This is a genomic window from Verrucomicrobiia bacterium (genome assembly GCA_035577545.1).
In the GTDB taxonomy this organism is placed as follows: Bacteria; Verrucomicrobiota; Verrucomicrobiia; order Palsa-1439; family Palsa-1439; genus Palsa-1439.
In genome coordinates this window covers 165,771-184,618 of the sequence record DATLVI010000034.1, presented here as the reverse complement: position 1 = coordinate 184,618, position 18,848 = coordinate 165,771, and the positions used below count along the sequence as shown (strand labels likewise).

Genomic DNA, 18,848 nt, shown 5'->3' with positions numbered 1-18,848 from the left:
CTAACCGAGTGGCATGAGCTTATCTTGATAGCTACCTTATATGCCCGTCAACATCTGGGCTGCAAGCCTATTCGGTGACGACCTTGCAGCCTTGTTTAACACACGCTTCGTCAGACAGATACCTCGCTATTTCGCCGGTTCCGGCGGTTTGTTCATCCCGGCCATTTTCTGCGAGAGGCCTGCGTTGAATTTTTCATACTGCGCGCTGTCCACCGTGAACTCCCCGCGCATATAGTTGGAGCCCTTCCAATTCCAGTTCTGCTCCGCGTCGTTATACACCAGTCTCGTCGTCTCGCCTTGCAGATATTCATGATGAATCGGGTCTGCGCCCGGGGGATTGACAATCTTCGGGTGCCCGCCCAAGCCGCCTTCGACGAGATGACCTTCGACCGTGCTGTATGCGCCGACAGTGACTTTGTTGTCTTTGCCTTCCGCCACCCGCGTGATCGGCACATACTGGATCTTCGTTTTTCCCGACGCCGAAAACGGCAACACGCTCTTCCCGATCACTTCCAACGCCGCGCGCTGCTCCGACGTGGCTTTCTCATCGATATAGAGATACGAGAAGTTCCACTTCCCGAACGATTCCATCATCGTTTGGTTGTCGGGACTCTGGCCAAAATGGCTGATCGCCAGGCCGTCGAGTTTCACCTTGCCGTAGTGACCCTTGCTAATGAACAACACCTGCATACCACCGCAATTCATCCGGCTCGGCAGCGAGTTGAACCAGCACGGACAGGCCGCGTTGCAACTGCACGCCTCTTCAAGTTGCCCGCTGATTTTCCAAGGGACTTTCTTCGCCGCTGTCGCTTCATCGCCCAACACGCGCGTACCGGCCGCGAGCGAGAGAAGAATCATGGGGAGAACCACCGACAAGATGGAAATAATGTGTCTGCGCATACACACTCCTTCTTTGAGTTTTAACCCGTTTTCACGCATGCCGCACCGCGGCGTGCCGCCATCTGCGCTCATATTATAGCCCGGAGGCCTCGTATTCAATCGGCAACTTAGGGTTTGATTCTCCACTCCCGCCACGGCATGATGGGCAGAAGCGTAGGTGAGGCGTATGATTGCTCTGCTCATACCGACGGGCTCCGATCACGACCGTACTCGTGTTCCCACAGCCACCCTGTCTCTCATCGCCATCAACGTCGCCATCTATTTCATTTCGAACCTCCTGAATTACCGCCACATCGCCGAGACCTTCGGCTTTGTTGCTGCCCACCCGCGACCGTGGCAGTTTCTCACCCACATGTTTCTGCACGCAGGTTGGCCCACCGAAGCCAACGCGCCGTGGACCGATTACGTGAACAGCGTCCTGCATATCGGCGGCAACATGCTCTATCTCTGGTTCGCCGGCAGCGACCTTGAGGACGTTCTGGGCAAGGGAAAATTCCTGCTGATCTACTTTGTCAGTGGCTTCTCCTCGGCACTTCTCTACTGGCTTACCGCTGTCGTCGGGAATTTCCCCAACCTCGACGAGCCGTGCGTCGGCGCCTCGGGCGCGATCGCCGGGCTGTTGGGCTACTATCTGGTGCGGTTCCCTCGGTTCAAAATCCGCATGTGGTTCGGCGCGGCCATTCCCATACCGTTCATCATGCGCCAGGGAATCACGCGCGTCAGTTCGCTGATCTTCATCGGTTTCTGGATCATGCTGCAACTGGTGTTTGGCGTGATGGCGCTGCATTCGGGCGGCGCCCAGGTCGCGTACTGGGGGCATATCGGGGGATTCATGCTCGGGTTGGGGGCGGCGCTCGCCACGCGGGAGTGGATTAACGGCGAAGAGGAGTATTTGATGAAGGACGCCGACCATCTCTTCTACAAACAGAAATGGTATCCCGCGATGGAAGCCTACCAGCGACTGGCCAAACGCTACCCGCAATGCGCCGGGGCCCATACCAAGTGGGCCCTGTGCTGGGAATGCACCGGCATGGTCAAACGCGCCGAGGACGTGTTGCGCGCTGCCCTCGCCTTCTATCGCGATCATGGCTGGACCGACCAGGCGGAGGTGATCGATGAGGAGTTGCGCTCGATGACCCGCAAGATGACCCCGCCAACGCCCGCACCGTCACCATCGACAGCCGACCGTTCGCCGTCGCCGTATCCAAATTTGATGTTTCGCAAGGAATTCAAGTGGAAGGGAAAATCCCATGATTGAGATCACCTGCTCTTGCGGTGGAACCCTCGAAGTCCTGAACGAAGAGGTCGCCAAGGGTGTGCATTGCCCCCGCTGTGGCGCACTGGCCTCCGATCTTCTTGCGCAAGCTGAACAGCCCGATGCCGTCGAGGAAGCAGGCCCGACCGAAACGGAAGAACCGCGCTTCCAGGTCTTCTGCGTTAATCACCCCGAGGAATATGCCACCCAGAATTGCATGAACTGCGCGAAACCCCTGTGCATGATATGCGTGCGCGAGAAGGGTTACTATTGCAGTGATGAATGCCGCGCCGCCGTCAGCGCCAGCGAACCGTCCATGGCGACCGGCACGGAGAGAGTGAGCGCGGACGACAACAAGTTCGAAAGCGTGATCGGTGGCGTTGTGAAGATCACAAAGTTCGCCCTGCTCGCAGCGGTTATTTTTGGCGTCGGCTATATCGGCTACATAATCTATCTCAGCAAATGGGGCCCGCATCCGCGGATTACTTCGAGCATGGATGTGATGGCCGGAATCGACGGGTTCAAGGTCGTGATGGTCGATCCCGCACACACGCTGGTGCAAGCGGAGGATGAACTCAGTCTGGTCAACCTGACAACCACCCAGAAGCTCTGGAAAGTCGACCTTCACGCCCTTGAAGAGCCGTACAGTCTGCCCAAGAAGGCCTCCTCTGATTCCGAGTTCTCGTTCGACTCGAGCAAGTTCCGTGATCCGCTGTCAATTCTTGAGGTGAAGGGAGACAGCGTTATCCTGCGTTCACGACGGCAATTGGTTGTCCTCAACGCACAAACCGGCGCCGTGGCCTGGAAATTCTTCCGGCCTGACACGTCGCTCCTGCAGGTACTGCCGCACGATGATGGCTTGTTGTGCGTCTTCGGCCACAACATGTCCGCCGGCAAAACCGCACCGCCCCACGCCGCGTCGCTCGCCCTGGCGGATGGCCACGAACTCTGGTCCGACACCAACGCCCTGGCGTATGCCGCGGCTGTGCCGATCCCCGGCAAGCGCATCGTCACCGCTGTGCTCGACACGCCGAAAAAGACTGCCTCGTCGGATTCCGATTATGGAGAAATCACAGCGTCGGGATGGGACGTCAACGCATTCCGCAGCGCGATGTTTAGCCGGATTCAAAATGCCATGGAAAAAGGCAGCTTCGACCTCGAAACTACCGCGGACGGCCCGGAGACGGAACCGGACACACCGTCGCAAAACTACACCGTCCGCTTCCGTTCCCTCGAAACTGGGACCGAAACGGGCCATCAGACCGTCTCCTTGAAGCACACCCCGCAGATCCAGCAAATCGACCGATTCACGTGCCTCGTTGCCGGTCGCGACCTGCTCGTCTTCGAGAATGGAAACGAACCGTTGTGGCAATCAACATTACCCGCCTCCGTCCGGCTCGTTGCCGCAGGCGGCGATGTGTTCGCCGTCGCTGCGGGTGATCAGGTCATCGCCCTCGATGCCAAAACCGGAAAACAGAAATGGTCCCGCGCCAAACTCAAGCCGACCCGCCTGGTCGTCGGGCCCGACGGCGGGGTTTACGCGACCGTCACGTTGTCCAAACCTGATTTCACGCAAAACGAAGCGAAGAGCTTCCGCATCGAAGACACGTCCACCGATGGCACGACGGATCCGCGCGCGCCCGTGACGTTCCTTATGAAACTCGATCCCCAGAAAGGCTCCACCAGTTGGGGCGTGAGAAACATTGGCGGCGAAGTGGTCTTCATCAAAGACAAGGCTTACGTTTTCGATACGGTCGTCGAGATGCGCCTGCTCTCGGACACCGGCCCGCAGGTCACCTATCACAGTATCCACTGCCTCTCCCCACGCAACGGCAAGGAGATTTGGACGTATATCAAAACCGGCGATGTCCACGAACATGTCATACTCGGCGACAGCGTGTTTCTCATCGTGACCGAGGGCAGCGTCCTTGGCTCTCGCGAGCACCCGTCGTATAATTATCGTCTGTGCATGCTCGAGAGGAAATGAAAGCGTCAGACCCCGCGTCAAAGAGCTGGCGCGGCGCGTTCCGCCCCCGCCGCGAACTCGGCCGCACCGGCTTTCAGGCCACCATCCTCGGCATCGGCGACCTGGCCGACCGCAAGGTTCCCCTCGACCACTGCGTCGCCACCATCCATCGGGCGATGGACGCGGGTCTGAACCTGATCGATACCGCGCCGAATTACGAGGACGGTTACAGCGAACAGATCGTTGGGGCCGCGCTGAAGGGCCGCCGCGACGGCATGTTCGTCATCGACAAGATTGACAATCACCACGAGCCCGTCGCGCCCCAGGTCGATGCCAGCCTGAAAAACACGGGCCTCGACACGGTCGATTGCTTCGTGTTCCACGGCGTCAGCGCGATGGACGACTGGCAAAAGATTGCCGCGCCTGGTGGCGGCATGGAACAATTGGCCTCCGCCGTGAAGGCCGGTAAGGTGCGCTTTCGTGGTATTTCGTCGCATCACCCCGATGTGTTGCTCGCGGCCATCCCCTCCGGCCTCTGCGACGTGGTGATGTTTGCCGTCGGACCGTTCGTCGATCAGCACTACGTGGAGGAAGTTCTGCCGCTCGCGAGGAAGCATCGCGTCGGCACCGTTTGTTTCAAAACCTTCGGCGCCGGCAAATTGCTCGCCGACACCGCCGGCTACAACCAACCGCTCCAGGCCCGTCCGCGCGGCAAGCTGAGTTCCGGCGGCAGTGATGCATCGGACGCCTCAACGCTCCCGCGCCTCGGTGTCGCCGAATGCCTACACTACACGCTCACACTGGACCCCGACGTCGCTTTGCTTGGTTTGAGTTTTCCCAACGAGCAAGACGCCGCTTACGCCGCCGCGCAAAACTTCAAGGCCGTTCCCCCCAACCAACTTTCAGAAATCCGCCGGCGCGCCGTCGAAGCCATCCAAGACAAGGGGCCCTGTTGGTGGAATCCGCCGGACTCACCGCGCCCTGCATAACGCGTCCGGACATTCTGCTTGTTTTCGCGAAGCATCGTTGGCACGATGACAAACTCATGCATACGCCCATCGGAGTGATACTCTTGATCGCCGCCACTAATCTCGTCGCTCCTTCGGGTTTCGCTGCCGACAATCCAGCCGCCTCAACAAACCAGTTTTTCCACGCCGCGAAAACAGATGGCCGCTGGTGGTTGATTTCTCCGGACGGTCACCGGTTCATCTCGAAGGGCGTGACCACGGTCACCATCACCGCTGACTTCATTCAGGGCACGCAAACGTCGCCGTACCTGGAAACCAACAAGGCAAAATACGGCAATCCCATCGCGTGGCGGAAGGCGGTGGCGGAGCGGTTGACGAGCTGGGGCTTCAACAGCCTCGGCGCCTGGTCCGACGACGCCGTCGCCGAGGTTATCGTGAATAAACAACGCCTCGCCTACGCCCCGATCGTCGACCTCGGCTCGCATTTCGTCGGGGTCAAACAGAAGGGTGCGGCATGGGAGCACGGAATCTTCCCCGACGTTTTCGATCCCGACTTCGAGACCATCGCCCATCAGCACGCCCGCGAAGTTTGTTCCCCACGCGCCAATGACCGCTGGTTGCTCGGCTGGTTCACGGACAACGAACTGCGCTGGGGCCCCGACTGGCGTGGTTCGGACGACCTGATCACCATGTTTATGGCGTTGCCCGGGGGCGTCCCGGGAAAGAAAGCCGCTGTCGCCCTCATGCGCGAACGCTACACCGACGTGAAGAAATTCAACGATGTCTGGAACACGACCTTCGCTTCGTGGGATGAAGTTACGGAAGCCACTTCAATCAAGCAACCGTACTCGCGCAAGGCCGTTTACGCGCAGAACAAGGAGTCCGAACAGCTGGCCAACGAAGCCGACCCGAAACGCGCAGCCTTCGTCGCCGATAGCGATGCATTCCTCGCGCGCCTCGCGGAACGGTACTTCCGCATCACCGCCGAAGCCGTCAAGGCCGCCGATCCCAACCACATGAATTTCGGCGCGCGCTTCGCCTACGTCCCGCCCCAGCCCGTCGTGGCCGCCGCGGCGAAGTATGTCGATGGCATCTCGTTCAATTGTTACCAGTTCGACCCGCGCAAGACGATCGAACGCTACTCCGTGTTCGGCAAGCCCTTGATCATCGGCGAATTCTCCTTCCGCGGCCAGGATGTCGGTCTGCCCAACAGCAAGGGTGGTGGCGAACGCGTCAAGACCCAGGCCGACCGCGCCGCGGCCTACAAGAATTTCGTCACGTGGGGGCTGTCGAGCCCGTACCTCGTGGGCTATCACTGGTTCGAGCACTGCGACGAGCCGAAGGAAGGCCGCTTCGACGGCGAGAATTGCAACTACGGCGTCGTCAACATCAAGGACGAAGTCTATGTCGAACTGACCCGCGCCATGACGGAAATCAACGCCCAGGCTGAAACCCTGCATGAATCTGCCAAATAACAAAGCCTGCATGGCGGCTGCGACTATAGTACAATCACTTTCACAAATTACATGAGCACACAAGATTCCGGCACAACAATGGCCGTGTTCCTCGACCTCGAGAACATCGCCCTCGGCGCGCTCGACGCCAATTATCCCCGCTTCGAAATCCAAAAGGTCCTCGAACGCCTCCTGCTCAAGGGCCATATCGTCGTTAAGAAAGCGTACTGCGACTTCGACCGCTACAAGGTCTTCAAACGCGACCTGCATGAGGCGGCTTTCGAGCTGATCGAGATCCCGCATTTGCGCCAGTCGGGAAAGAATTCCGCCGACATCCGCATGGTCGTGGACGCGCTCGACCTGTGCTACACGAAAAGCCACGTCGACACCTTCGTCATCATCAGCGGCGACTCCGACTTTTCGCCGCTGGTGAGCAAATTGCGCGAGAACGCCAAGACCGTCATCGGCGTTGGCGTGAAGAATTCCACGTCCGACCTCTTCATCAACAATTGCGACGAATTCCTGTATTACGATGACCTGGTTCGTGCCGCACCACGACCGCGCCGGCGAACCATCTCGCGCCCTGCCGTCGTTTCGGCAACGACCGCTGCCGGCGTTGACACGAAAGCTCCCGAAGGTGAAACCAAGCCTGCCGAGGGCGAAGGTAAAATTCCTCCCGCCCCTCCGGTCGCCGATGGATTCGACCTGGTCATGAAAACGCTGGAAGCCATCTCGGCGGAACGTGGCGCGGACGATCTCACCTACGGTTCGATGATCAAGCAGGCCATCAAGCGTCGTCATCCCGGCTTCAACGAGCGCGCCTACGGCTTCCGTTCCTTCAACGACATGCTGCTGGAAATGCAAAAGCGCAACATGCTCAAACTCGAAGCCGATAAAAAGTCCGGCGGCTACACCGTCATCGCCGTCGAGTGACCCGCGTTGGAGGGCCACGCTCCGTCGTGGCCGTATAATGCCAAACCCGTAGAACGGGCGTCTCGCCCGTTCATGCCCTTAGATAATTGTAGGGCAAGCGCGCCGCTTGCCGTCGCTTTAAATGTAACTTCGGCACAAATCCTGCCCTATGGTAAGTTGAATTATGCCCGACTGGAAAGACATCGCCAAGCTCTCAGACAAAGATGCCAAGACCCGCGAAGCGCAGTTTGAAGCTGAAATGCTCGCCCTGATCGCGCAAGGCGACTCGCCAGCGCCCGCCGGTTCGCCGACGCCATCGGCTAGAACTTTGCCAGCCCCAAGCATTCCCATCCGGGATGGCGTCCAGATTTCCGTCACCGCAAATGGACAAACCGCCCACTACAATAATTTGGAAGCTGTCCCCGCACCGGTCCGACAGCAAATCATGAGCGCGTGGACTGCTTCGTCTGCGGGGGCCGTTCCGCCGTTACTGAACACACCCGCATTCCGCAACGCGCTTCCATCACCGCCAACGCCCCGTCCCAAAACCATGAAGGTCGCCATGTTCCTCAATCTCATGGTGCCGGGCGCGGGACAATTCTACCTCGGCCAGCGCCTCGCCGGCGCCGTCTACGCCCTCACGTTCCTCGCCAGTTTCGCCGCCGCGCTCATCATTTTCGTCCGCGGGTACTACGACTATCTCCGCCTCAGCACCAGCGGCGACATCCTGGACTCCGGCAACCTCGAACAAGTCGCCCACGCCTTCCCCGCCGGTATCATCGGCGCCTTCTCCGCCATCGGCATCGTGATCTACCTCGCCTCCGCGATCCATCTGGCCGTGTCTCGAAGCCGAGGTGCGAGCTAGCGCCGAGACGGTGTCGCGTCGTGCCGACGCCGAAGGGCGTAGCTCAGGGGACTAAATGGAGCCAACCGCCGCGCCTAACGGTGCCTTTTTCAGTTGTCAAAGAGCCTCTAAATGGGTTCGTTTTTCCCGAACGAACCCATTTGCAAATGCCGCTGCAAACGATATAAGGCCTTGTATCTAAAATCGATACACCAAAAACTCCGGGAAAATAAAATGGGTTCGTTTCGCAGAAACATATGAGGGGGGTCAAAGGGTTGGTAGGACCGTGGTGCCGCGTGTCCCCGCCCGCTCCGCGCATCCTTCGTCCCAAATCCATAATGCTCTCATTCACCCGCCGACCATACACCCCCGTGCAGACGATGTCCAGCAAAATTATCAATTACCGATAGACAATAGTCTCGGGCCTCTACGCCCGCTGCAGGATCAATTGCACAAAGTCGCGTTTGACGGGGCCGGTCCCGAGCGGCTTGGTCTTTTGCTGCTTGCCGTGTCCGCTCAGGAGTGTTGCCGCGAGATGACCTGACCAACAATGCCGGCAGGTGACCACCTTCATATCGATGCGATTCGGCAGCTTGGCGGTCGGCTTCTTCCCGGCTGCCAGTTGCTGTAATTCGGAATTCAGCTGCGGCGTCTTCCCCTCCGCCGCCAATTGCCAAAGACTGGCCACCTTCGCCTGACCGTCGGCGAAACTCTTTTCCTGGCTCGCCTTGTACGCCGCGAGACCGGCGACGTCGGCTTTCTTGATTTTCTGGTACGGCACGCTGGCGGGAATCAGGCCGAGAGATTTGCTCCGCATATAGACCTGGCAACCTTCGCAATACGGCGCTTTGCGCAGCAACGCTGGCACGATCACCCCGCCTCCGCAAAAGCCGATGATTTCCAGCACGCGAAACGCGTAGCCCCACATTCCCATTGGATTACCCGGGTGACCATTGTCCTGCCTCCACGCAAACGACCGCGCCATCCAGTCGAAATACGTGAAGAACCCGACCGGCGTCCCGTTCCGATACCTCAGGTGTAGATGCTGAAACTCAATGTACTGCGCGCCGAAATAAGCGGCCAGTTGCAGCCCGAGCACGATCCACAACAGCGATTTCGTGATCTTGACGCCGCTCACCCACGACGCCACCCCGTAACCGCTCGCCGCCGCCGCGCCGACAAGTAAGGCTCCCACCGGCAAGATGTAATCCGCGTACCACCCCATGATGGTGAAGTCAGCGCCGCTGGTGTCCAACAAATACACGCCCATGAGTGTCAACACCGTGGTCGATAATCCGGAGAGAATTACCGGCAAATGCGACTTGGCAGGACGAAGCGTGACCGGCGGAGCATAAGTGTCCATAACGATCCCTTTCGTTGGCTGCGCAACAGTCTAGGACAAACATCCCCGTCACCGCAAACCGAAACCGACCCCCTCTCAAACCGCCAGGCTTGAGGTTTAGCGCCGTAGACTCTTCCCCCGCCTCTCCCCTTGGGGGAGAGGGTTAGGGTGAGGGGTAGTTGCGTCTCTGCAAAGGCGGATTCCCCTCCTCGGAGGGGAAGGGGTGGGTTCTCCGGACTGCAGCCGTCCCGGCCTGTCGGGACGCCGGTTGCGCAAGGCCAAATCAGGATACTCTATGCTCAGGAAGAGAAGGATCTCGGCTTACGCCTATGGGGACACCATCCGGAACCAATCACGAATCACTTGCCTGATCCGCTCAGTTTCCTCAGGTGGGATGTCCGTCATGTGACAGATGGCATTGCGAAGATGAGCGACGTGACGGGCTGATTGAACAAGAGATTTGTCACGGATCACGGCTTCGAAACCGCTTTTCCAGCATTCGTCAATTATGGCCAGCAATTGTGAATAGGTCGTAAGCGATAGCTTGTCGCGCGATCCCAAACTCATCCATGCTTTCGTCTCTTCGGTCTTCTCAAGATACTCAACATCATCTTGGATGTGTTTAGGGACGTTGCCCCACCAATTCACCTTGTCCTTTTCCGAAAGAACGTCAAAAACCAGTTCACGTAGAAAATTCTCGAAGACAAAGAAGAGCTTATAAACCAATGCTGCGCTAGACGCCCGCCTGACCTCCTCTGGCAACACAGTTGCCAAATCGTACGAGTGTGAGATCAGAAGGGATTCAGGCGGCACGACGGAGGGATGCTCCAGCACCTGCCTTTCCGCCTCTTGGCCTAACATTATGAAAAGCGCAAGTCGCGTGTCATCCATGATCTATTTGAAGACCTTTCTGAAAGCGCTGAAAATACTGAGGTAGGTCTCCTCGCTTGCGTTCGAGGGCAAATGGATTTGAATGTTGTAGTGAAACTCGCTACGTAACTGTCCCGCACCAGAAGATTTATCCTCGTCCTTCCTTTTCTTCTCGTCCGGCTCTTCTTTTTCAGGTTGGACGCCTACAAAGTTTCCCAGCTTAGCCAAGGTGCTGAATGTGCCAGCAATCTTGCTCGTAAGATTCTCGTCCGTGCCGGCAACCTGCGAGATGAGCCCCTTAAGATCGGTGCCAGTGACCTCGTACGCCTTCTCGTTGGCAGCAAACAGCGGCTCGTACGCCTTACGCACTGCCTGCGCTATGGCCAGCTTCGCTGCCGAAGGATTTTTTAGCAATGAATACGATTGCGTTGGTTTGCCCGATCCGTCGACAAAGCCGAGCGTTTTGAGAAGATTGATTAGCGGACGGTCACCAGCACTCTTCAAACCGAGTGTTTCATATAAGAACTGATTAGTAAAAGCATCAGGGGTTTTCGCCGTCGCGATCTTCTCGAAAAGTTTGCCGACGTTCTTGTATGAAGGAAGATACGGAAGGTTCTGTGCCATGATAGCGCCTCGTCAATTGGTTATTTAGCAGACGCGATGTTACACCATGTCAGGAATCAGCACAAGCATGCTGCAATTTTTGAAAAACGGACATGCGGAGAGATTCCAAAGAGAAAACAACTCTGCCCGCAAGAGGGAATTGTCCGGCGTTCGATTATCGTGCCACAATTATTAGCCCCTCGCCTTCGCTTTGCCGATATTAACGGTCTTCGCCTGCTCCTTCAACCAGAAGTCGGGCTTAGCAATGTGCAAACACTCCGCCGATGATTCACTGGCGTGTCACACCGCCATCAGTAATCGGAGCCATGTCCAATTTCGTCCTTCGTCAGCGCCACTTCTTTAACAGAAACTGTAACCTCGAATTTTTTCTTTGGATTTCTGTAGGGATGGTAATTGCGCGCGATCTCTTTAGCAACCTGGTCGGCGAATTCCTGTTCCGTAATCTTGTCGTTGGTGACCATTGCTGTTGTCTTCGCTTTAGCGGGCATGTTTTCCTTTCTTGGTGTCTTTAGGGTTAGGAACGAGAGACGCTTCAATCGACACATTGTAGTCAACGTGAGTGAGTCGGTACGCCCCCGAAACAAATTGTTTCACGGTGACATAGTTAGTTGGAAGCCACCCAACCGCAGCCGACAAATCGATGGGGTTAATGGCGAACTTACGGCCATCGTCAAGCGTAATGGTGGAATAATCGTTCGCGATCTCAAGAATCATGTGTTCCATATTACTCCCTCGCTTTCGCCAACTTCTTATCAATCTCCGGCGTCTTCGCCTGCTCCTTCAACCAGAACTCGGGCTTCGCCAGCGCGCGCAACTCATCGACGTTTTTGCCCTGTTGCTCGACCCAGGTGTAGTACTTCTGGTTGTGCCAGCGCTGACGGTGGAACTTCGTGCCTTCTTGCACCCAGTCGCTCACGTCGGCTTTGCGGAAGATGTCCAACCGCTTCTGCGCTTCGTCCTTCGTCATTTTGCCGACGGTCTTGTTGAGGCGCGCGATGACGGACGGGTAACGGTCGAAACCGTCGGTGGCGATGGTGACGACGTTCTGGCCCTTGCCGAGCTTGAGCGTCTTCGCGGTCTTGATCGCGCCGAGGATGTTGCAGATGGAGCTGACGCCGAACGTGTCCGCGAATGCCTTCGCCACTTCCGCCTTCACGCCAGCGGCGATGAGCACATCGGTCCCTTCCTGCAATAGCTGGAGGCCCTTCAAGCATTGTTCGTCGTCGATGCAGATGAGCCAGTCCATGTTCAGCACGTTGTGAATCCAGGTGACGTGTTTGTCGCCGATGCCTTCGATGGCATGCGCGCCGAACCCCGCGTTGTACAACGTCGGGCACTGGACCGGTTCCAAGCCGACAATCTTGCAGTCGGAAAACTGTTGTTTAAGAAAATCGCCCGCCGCAATCGTCCCCGCCGACCCCATCGCCGAGACAAATGCCGCGACCTTGCCGTTGCCGATCCCCTTCACCACTTCCTGCGCCGCATGGCCGGTCACATCGTAGTGGAACCGATAATTCCCAAACTCGGCAAATTGGTTGAGGATCTTATTCTTCGTGTCGCGCTTGAGTTCGTTGACCTTGTCGTAAATCTCTTTGACGTTGCTCTCGCTGCCCGGCGTCTTGATGACCTGCGCGCCGTAGGATTCGATCTTCTCGAACCGCTCCGCGCTCATCTCGGCCGGCAGCACGATGAGCGACTCGTAATTCATGCGCGGCCCGACCCACGAACCGCCGATGCCATAGTTGCCCGTCGACGGAAACACAAGACGGTCGCGGCCGGGCTGGAGTTCACCCGCAATCTGTTTCTCGATGAGGCAACTGTACGCGGGGCCGACCTTGTGCGCGCCCGTCGGGAAAAACCGCGCGATCATCACCACGATATTCGCGTCCAGCCCCGTCAACTCCTTCGGCAACACCACATGCGGAATGCTCAGGTCATCCTGCTTCCACGTGATGTTGAAGAGATTCAGCGGATGCAGCGGGTCTTTCTTCTTCAGCGCCAGCGCCTGCTTGCGCACCTCCGGTTTGATCCGCGAAGGATCCCGCATCTCGGCAAAAGTCGGCCCATAAACAAAATCTCTGTTCATCGTCTCCCCTTTAGTTTTCAAACAAATCCACAAACTTAAACTGATTCACATCCACCAGACCGCGGTCGGTTAATTTCAATTCCGGTATCACACTCAACGCCATGAACGACAGCGCCATGAAGGGCTCCGGGACGGCGCAACCCAGCTTCTTCGTCGCGTGGTTGGCGGCATCGAGTTCGTCCTTCACGTCGGACAGCGGCTTATTACTCAACAACCCCGCGATGGGCAGCGCCACCGAACCAAGAATTTCACCGTGATTGGCGACGGCGAAGCCGCCTTGCATCTTCACAATGTGTTCGACGGCCGCGCGCATGTCCGCGTCGTTGGTGCCGACCACGTTGATGTTGTGCGCGTCGTGGCCAACACTGCTTGCGATGGCGCCGGATTTCAACCCAAAGCCTTTCGTCAGACCGAGCCCGATGTTCCCCGTGCCGTGATGCCGTTCGATGACGGCAATCTTGAGGATGTCGCGCTCGGTATCGGAAACGACGTGGCCATTCTCCCGCTTCGGTTCCGCGAAAATCTGGCGCGTGATGATCTGGTTGGGGATCAACTCCATGACCCGCGCGCGTCCACTCTTCGCCGCAATGTTGAAACTGGAATCGCCAAGCGGACGAATCTTAACCGTATTCCGCACATCGATCATCGAACTCATCGGCTTGTTGCCAAGCAAATAACCCTTCTCCGCCACGAGATGACCGCGCTTGAAGACCTTCTCGACCACACACGCCTTGAGGTCGGTGAGTATATTCAAATCTGCAAACCACCCCGGCGCAATCGCACCGACTTTCGGCAAGCCGAAGTACCGCGCTGCGTTGATCGTCGCGAGCCGGACCGCGAGCGCGGGGTCGAGTCCCGCCTTGATCGCCATCCGCACCATTGAATCAATGTGGCCGCGATCCATCAAATCAGCCGGTGTGCGGTCGTCGGTGCAAAAGAAAAAGCGGTCGGCATTCTCCGGTTTGATGAGCGGCAACAGCGCGAGCAGGTCGCGCGTCACCGAGCCTTCGCGGACGGCGATACTCATTCCGAGCCGCATCTTTTCCCGCGCCTCCGCGACGGTCGTGCATTCGTGATCGTTGCCGATGCCCGCGGCGACGTATGCATTCAAATCCTTGCCACTGAGTTGCGGCGCGTGGCCATCGACCACCTTCCCGCCGACAACGCGCAGTTTCTCCAACACTTCCTCGGTGCGGTGAATGACACCGGGATAATTCATCATCTCCGCCAGGCCCAGCACCCACGGGCTGTCGAGGTATGGGAGCAAATCGACCGCCTTCAACCGCGCGCCACTCGTTTCCAGATCCGTTGCGGGCACGCACGACGGCAGCATCACGTACACGCTGAGCGGCTGATACTTCGCCGTCTTCAGCACATACTCGATGCCTTCGACGCCGAGAACATTCGCCAACTCATGCGGGTCGGCCATGATCGTGGTCGTGCCGTGCGGCATGACGGTCTTGGCGAATTCCCAGACCGTGACCATCGAGCTTTCGATGTGCATGTGGCCATCGATAAAGCCGGGGGTGATGAACTTGCCGCGTGCGTCGAGTTCGTTCGGGCCGCTGTAGTCGCCAATGCCGGCAATGGTTTCGCCGCAAATGGCGATATCGGCAGGATAAACCTCGCTGCTGAGGACATTGACGATCTGGCCGCCCTTGATAACGAGATCAGGGGGTTCTTCTCCGCGGGCAATTTTGATCAGTCGGGTTAACTTCACGGTAAGTTTCAGCTAGACTACGGCAAAAGAAACCGTAAAGTCAATTGACAGAAGCGACCCTATGGCGGACCTCCATCCATCTCCTTTTTCCGACCTTGTGAAGCGGATGTTTCTCGAACCCGAGAAGCAACAGACCATCTTCGATTTGCCGCTGCGCAAGATGTACGTGCCTGATCCCACGCTGGATACGAGCGTCAAGTTCCACGGCAAAGTCGCAGCCAATCCGGTCGGTCCCGCCGCCGGACCGCAAACGCAAATGGCGCAAAACATTGTCCTGAGCTGGCTCGGCGGCTCACGCATCCTTGAGCTCAAAACCGTGCAGATCAACGATCAGCTGGTCATCAATCGCCCCTGCATCGACATGACCAATGTCGGTTACAACATCGAATTCTCGCAAGAATTGCGGCTGCAGGAGTCCCTCCAGGAATACGTCGCGGGAATGATGCTCATCGAGATGCTCAAGGCGAGCAACCTGTTGAATTTTCCTCCGAGCGCGTTCGACAAGACGTCAACCATCTACGATTTCAGTCTCGGCTACGATCTCGCGGGAATTTCGAGCCCGCCGATTCGCGACTTCATTGCCAGCCTGCGCAACGCGAAGAAGCAGATCGACAAATTGCGCCTCCAGATCCCGGATCGCTGGAAGCAATACCGCGACCTCCCCTACCCTGAGCAAATCTCCAACACCGTCACACTCTCGACGTTCCACAATTGTCCTCCGGAAGAGATTGAGAAGATTTGCCACTTCCTCCTGACCGAAATCGGGATGGACGTCGTGGTGAAAATGAACCCGACGATGCTGGGGTTGGACGAGTTGAACCATTTGTTGCATGAACGGATGGGGTTCACCGACATTAAGGTCAATGAAAAGGCCATCGATGCGGGCCTGAAGTTCGATGAAGGCATGGAGATGATGGCCCGCCTGCAGGAAACCGGAAAAAAACTGGGTCTTGGTGTCGGCACGAAATTCAGCAACACCTTGGAAGTTGTCAACCACAAGACGTTCTTCCCGAAGGATGAGATCATGTATCTCAGCGGGCTACCGCTGCACGTAATCACGTTGCAGCTTGTGGAGCGCTGGCGGCGGGATTACGGCGCGGATTGCCCGATCAGTTTCTCGGCGGGTGTCGACAAACACAACTTCGCCAATTGCGTGGCGTGCGGTTTCGTCCCGATCACAACCTGCTCCGATCTATTGAAGGTAGGCGGTTTTGGGCGTCTCTTCGAGTACCTGAAGAATCTCGAGCAAGAGATGAAAAAGCTTGGCGTCACGAATATCGATGACTTCATCCTCAAGCGTGAAGGCAACGAGGCGGCGGCACTGGAACACGCGAAGAAAACCGGCGGAAACCGCGACGCGGCGGTCAACTACGCCGGCTTCCTCAATATCACGCCGATCAATGTCCGCACGCTGGCCGACGAGCGTTACGCGTTCGAGAAAAACAAATCGATCCCGAAGCGAATCGACTCAAAATTGTGGCTCTACGACTGCATCAATTGCGACAAGTGCATCCCGGTTTGTCCCAACGACGCGAACTTCTACTATGAAGTCGATCCGGTCGAGATCGCGTTCACGAATTATTCATGGAACGCTGGCCACCTCGAATCAGCCGACAGCGGCATCTTGAAGATCGATAAGAAACACCAGATCGCCAACTTCGCCGATTGGTGCAACGAGTGCGGCAACTGCGATACGTTCTGCCCTGAGTACGGCGGCCCGTTCATCCAAAAGCCGAGCTTCTTTGCCGACCGCGCCGCGTGGTTGGATAACCCCCGCGACGGATTCTATATCGCCAAGCGAAACGGATTGACGGAAATCGTGGGCCGCATGGAAGGCAAAACGTATTCATTGACGCTCGACAAGTCGCGGCCGACTGCGCGGTACCAGGATGGTGTCGTAGAGGTGGATTTTGACCCGGCCACGCACAAAATTGTGAACGTAAAATCGTTGGCCGGACCTGTCCCCAACCACCGTATTGACGTGAAAACCTATCACACCTTGCGCATTTTACTGGTCGGGATGCTCAATCCCAGCCGCGTTCACCAGGTGAACGTCGCGCACTTATGAGCCGGGCTGGATTTCCAGCACAATAACTGCTATTTCTCAGCTACTGATGGGACACCATGAGGAAGATTGAAGGAAAAGTTGCGATTGTCGGTCTCGGCTATGTCGGCTTGCCGCTGGCGGTTTCTTTCGCCAGGCACCTGACCGTTGTCGGGTTCGACATCAATGCCCGCCGCATTGAGGAACTGCAGAGCGGCGTTGATCGTACCGGCGAAACGCTCGGCGGCGACCTCAAGAGCTCCAACATCAACTTCACCGCCGATCCCAAAGCGCTCTGCGAATGCCGCTATATCATTGTCGCGGTGCCCACACCTGTCGACAAGGCCAACGTCCCCGACTTGGAACCGGTCATCAGCGCCTCGCGCATCGTGGGTGAGAACCTCAGCAAAGGTTCCGTCGTGATTTTTGAAAGCACCGTCTATCCCGGCGTCACGGACGAAGTTTGCCTTCCGATCCTTGAAGAGAAATCGGGATTGAAACTTGGCGATTTCAAGATTGGCTACTCCCCTGAGCGCATCAATCCGGGTGACCACGAGCATACGGTCGATAAAATCGTCAAGATCGTCAGCGGTTGCGACGCCGAGACCCTCGAAGAAGTCGGCGCCCTCTATTCGCTTGTCGCCAAGAGTGTTTATCATGCGCCCAGCATTGCGACCGCTGAGGCGGCGAAGGTGATCGAGAACATCCAGCGCGACCTCAACATTGCGCTCATGAACGAGCTTTCGCTTATTTTTGGGCGTCTCGGCCTCAACACCGAGGAAGTCCTTGCGGCGGCGGGCACGAAATGGAATTTCCATAAGTACCACCCCGGCCTCGTCGGCGGACATTGCATCGGCGTCGATCCGTACTATCTCACCTACCGCGCCCAACAGTTCGGCTACCACCCGCAGGTAATTCTCGCGGGGCGTCAGATCAACGACTCGATGCCGGTCCATGTGGGCGAAATGGTCATCAAGGGCATCGCCCACGTCGGCAAGCCGATTAAGGGCGCTACCGTGGTGATCCTCGGGCTGACGTTCAAAGAGAACGTCCCGGATATCCGCAACAGCAAGGTGCACAGTATCATCACCTACCTGCAGGGTTTTGGTGTGAAAGTGCTCGGCTGCGATCCACTGCTTTCGGCCGACATCGTCCGCAAATATTTCGGCATCGAGAACGTCGAATTCGACAAAGTGCCCCAGTGCGACTGCGTCCTTGTCGCCAACAAGCACAACGCCTTCCGCTCACTCACGCTCGACCAGCTAAAGGCAAAGATGTCCCCGCCCGTGCTGATCGACATCAAGAACCTCTTTGACCGCCACGCCGCCGAAACTGCCGGGTTCTACTTCAAGAGCCTGTAAATAAGCCGTTAACTACCCTGGATTCCTCATTGCGATTGTTACAGACAGGAGTGCGCTTTTGTGGTATTCTTGCCGTCGAACGCAGTAAACAGAATTGTACTCATGTATCGACAAAGAACAGGCGCACGCTTCGAACACCGTGAACTGGAAAGCCAGCGCGTCAAGGACTCCCTCAGTCTCGCCGCCCGCTTCGCGAAACTGAAATCCCTGACCGTTGATCTGAGTTTCTACGATCCCGAAGGCACGTCCAAGACCAGCCAGGTCAAGTACACGGTGAACCTCGCCAACGCCAAATCCGTCTTTCGTTTCAACTGCCCCAACGGCGAATGCATCCGCGGCGATTTCGACCTGACCGACGAACTGGCCAAAGCTGTGGCCGGGAAGCGCACCACGGTGAGCGGCGAAAAGTCCTGCGAAGGCTGGCGCAGCAAGACCACCATCGACACGGTCCATTGCGGCAATATCCTGCGCTACAAACTCAGTCTCGCGTATTGACGGGTCG

Annotated in this window: 17 protein-coding genes; 9 read left to right on the top strand and 8 right to left on the bottom strand. The window is 57.4% G+C overall.

Annotated elements, in window-relative coordinates:
- Positions 1-126 precede the first annotated feature (126 nt).
- Positions 127-900, bottom strand: coding sequence for a DUF1326 domain-containing protein (locus tag VNL17_12845; GenBank protein ID HXI84967.1), 774 nt, complete (start codon positions 898-900; stop codon positions 127-129).
- 166 nt (positions 901-1,066) lie between these two features.
- On the opposite strand from VNL17_12845, the gene VNL17_12840 reads away from it, so the two are divergent.
- The 6 genes from VNL17_12840 (at position 1,067) to VNL17_12815 (ending at position 8,320) form a co-directional block, all read left to right on the top strand.
- Entirely contained in the window at positions 1,067-2,158 is a 1,092-nt protein-coding gene (locus tag VNL17_12840; GenBank protein HXI84966.1) for a rhomboid family intramembrane serine protease, read from the top strand.
- Entirely contained in the window at positions 2,151-4,142 is a 1,992-nt protein-coding gene (locus tag VNL17_12835; GenBank protein ID HXI84965.1) for a PQQ-binding-like beta-propeller repeat protein, read from the top strand. Before VNL17_12840 ends, VNL17_12835 begins: the two co-directional genes overlap by 8 nt.
- Positions 4,139-5,110, top strand: a complete 972-nt coding sequence (locus VNL17_12830; protein ID HXI84964.1) for an aldo/keto reductase — start codon at positions 4,139-4,141, stop codon at positions 5,108-5,110. The genes VNL17_12835 and VNL17_12830 overlap by 4 nt, the downstream gene beginning before the upstream one ends.
- A 56-nt stretch (positions 5,111-5,166) precedes the next feature.
- Positions 5,167-6,564 (top strand): agarase, encoded by a 1,398-nt coding sequence (locus VNL17_12825; GenBank protein HXI84963.1) that lies wholly within the window; start codon positions 5,167-5,169, stop codon positions 6,562-6,564.
- A gap of 51 nt (positions 6,565-6,615) precedes the next feature.
- A complete protein-coding gene (locus VNL17_12820; GenBank protein ID HXI84962.1) occupies positions 6,616-7,476 on the top strand; it encodes an NYN domain-containing protein in 861 nt (286 codons plus the stop codon).
- Positions 7,477-7,639: 163 nt separating this feature from the next.
- Positions 7,640-8,320, top strand: a complete 681-nt coding sequence (locus VNL17_12815; protein HXI84961.1) for a hypothetical protein — start codon at positions 7,640-7,642, stop codon at positions 8,318-8,320.
- Between the two features lie 406 nt (positions 8,321-8,726).
- Here the strand turns inward: VNL17_12815 and VNL17_12810 are convergent, their stop codons facing one another.
- The 7 genes from VNL17_12810 to ade all read right to left on the bottom strand — a co-directional run bounded on the left by VNL17_12810 (position 8,727) and on the right by ade (position 14,941).
- Positions 8,727-9,662 (bottom strand): hypothetical protein, encoded by a 936-nt coding sequence (locus VNL17_12810; GenBank protein ID HXI84960.1) that lies wholly within the window; start codon positions 9,660-9,662, stop codon positions 8,727-8,729.
- 306 nt (positions 9,663-9,968) lie between these two features.
- A complete protein-coding gene (locus VNL17_12805) occupies positions 9,969-10,532 on the bottom strand; it encodes a Swt1 family HEPN domain-containing protein (protein ID HXI84959.1) in 564 nt (187 codons plus the stop codon).
- Positions 10,533-10,535: 3 nt separating this feature from the next.
- On the bottom strand, positions 10,536-11,135 hold the full coding sequence (locus VNL17_12800) for a DUF5343 domain-containing protein (protein ID HXI84958.1): 600 nt from the start codon (positions 11,133-11,135) through the stop codon (positions 10,536-10,538).
- 290 nt (positions 11,136-11,425) lie between these two features.
- Positions 11,426-11,623: a hypothetical protein gene (locus VNL17_12795; protein HXI84957.1), complete on the bottom strand. Its 198-nt coding sequence runs from the start codon at positions 11,621-11,623 to the stop codon at positions 11,426-11,428.
- Positions 11,613-11,858: a hypothetical protein gene (locus VNL17_12790; protein HXI84956.1), complete on the bottom strand. Its 246-nt coding sequence runs from the start codon at positions 11,856-11,858 to the stop codon at positions 11,613-11,615. The genes VNL17_12795 and VNL17_12790 overlap by 11 nt, the downstream gene beginning before the upstream one ends.
- Position 11,859: 1 nt before the next feature.
- Positions 11,860-13,221: a pyridoxal-phosphate dependent enzyme gene (locus VNL17_12785; GenBank protein ID HXI84955.1), complete on the bottom strand. Its 1,362-nt coding sequence runs from the start codon at positions 13,219-13,221 to the stop codon at positions 11,860-11,862.
- Between the two features lie 10 nt (positions 13,222-13,231).
- Complete coding sequence (gene ade / locus VNL17_12780; GenBank protein HXI84954.1) at positions 13,232-14,941, bottom strand: adenine deaminase; 1,710 nt, start codon at positions 14,939-14,941, stop codon at positions 13,232-13,234.
- A gap of 61 nt (positions 14,942-15,002) precedes the next feature.
- Between ade and VNL17_12775 the strand changes: the two genes are divergently transcribed.
- The 3 genes from VNL17_12775 to VNL17_12765 all read left to right on the top strand — a co-directional run bounded on the left by VNL17_12775 (position 15,003) and on the right by VNL17_12765 (position 18,841).
- Complete coding sequence (locus tag VNL17_12775; protein HXI84953.1) at positions 15,003-17,009, top strand: 4Fe-4S dicluster domain-containing protein; 2,007 nt, start codon at positions 15,003-15,005, stop codon at positions 17,007-17,009.
- Between the two features lie 56 nt (positions 17,010-17,065).
- Positions 17,066-18,346, top strand: a complete 1,281-nt coding sequence (locus tag VNL17_12770) for a nucleotide sugar dehydrogenase (GenBank protein HXI84952.1) — start codon at positions 17,066-17,068, stop codon at positions 18,344-18,346.
- 102 nt (positions 18,347-18,448) lie between these two features.
- On the top strand, positions 18,449-18,841 hold the full coding sequence (locus VNL17_12765) for a hypothetical protein (protein HXI84951.1): 393 nt from the start codon (positions 18,449-18,451) through the stop codon (positions 18,839-18,841).
- Positions 18,842-18,848: the final 7 nt, after the last annotated feature.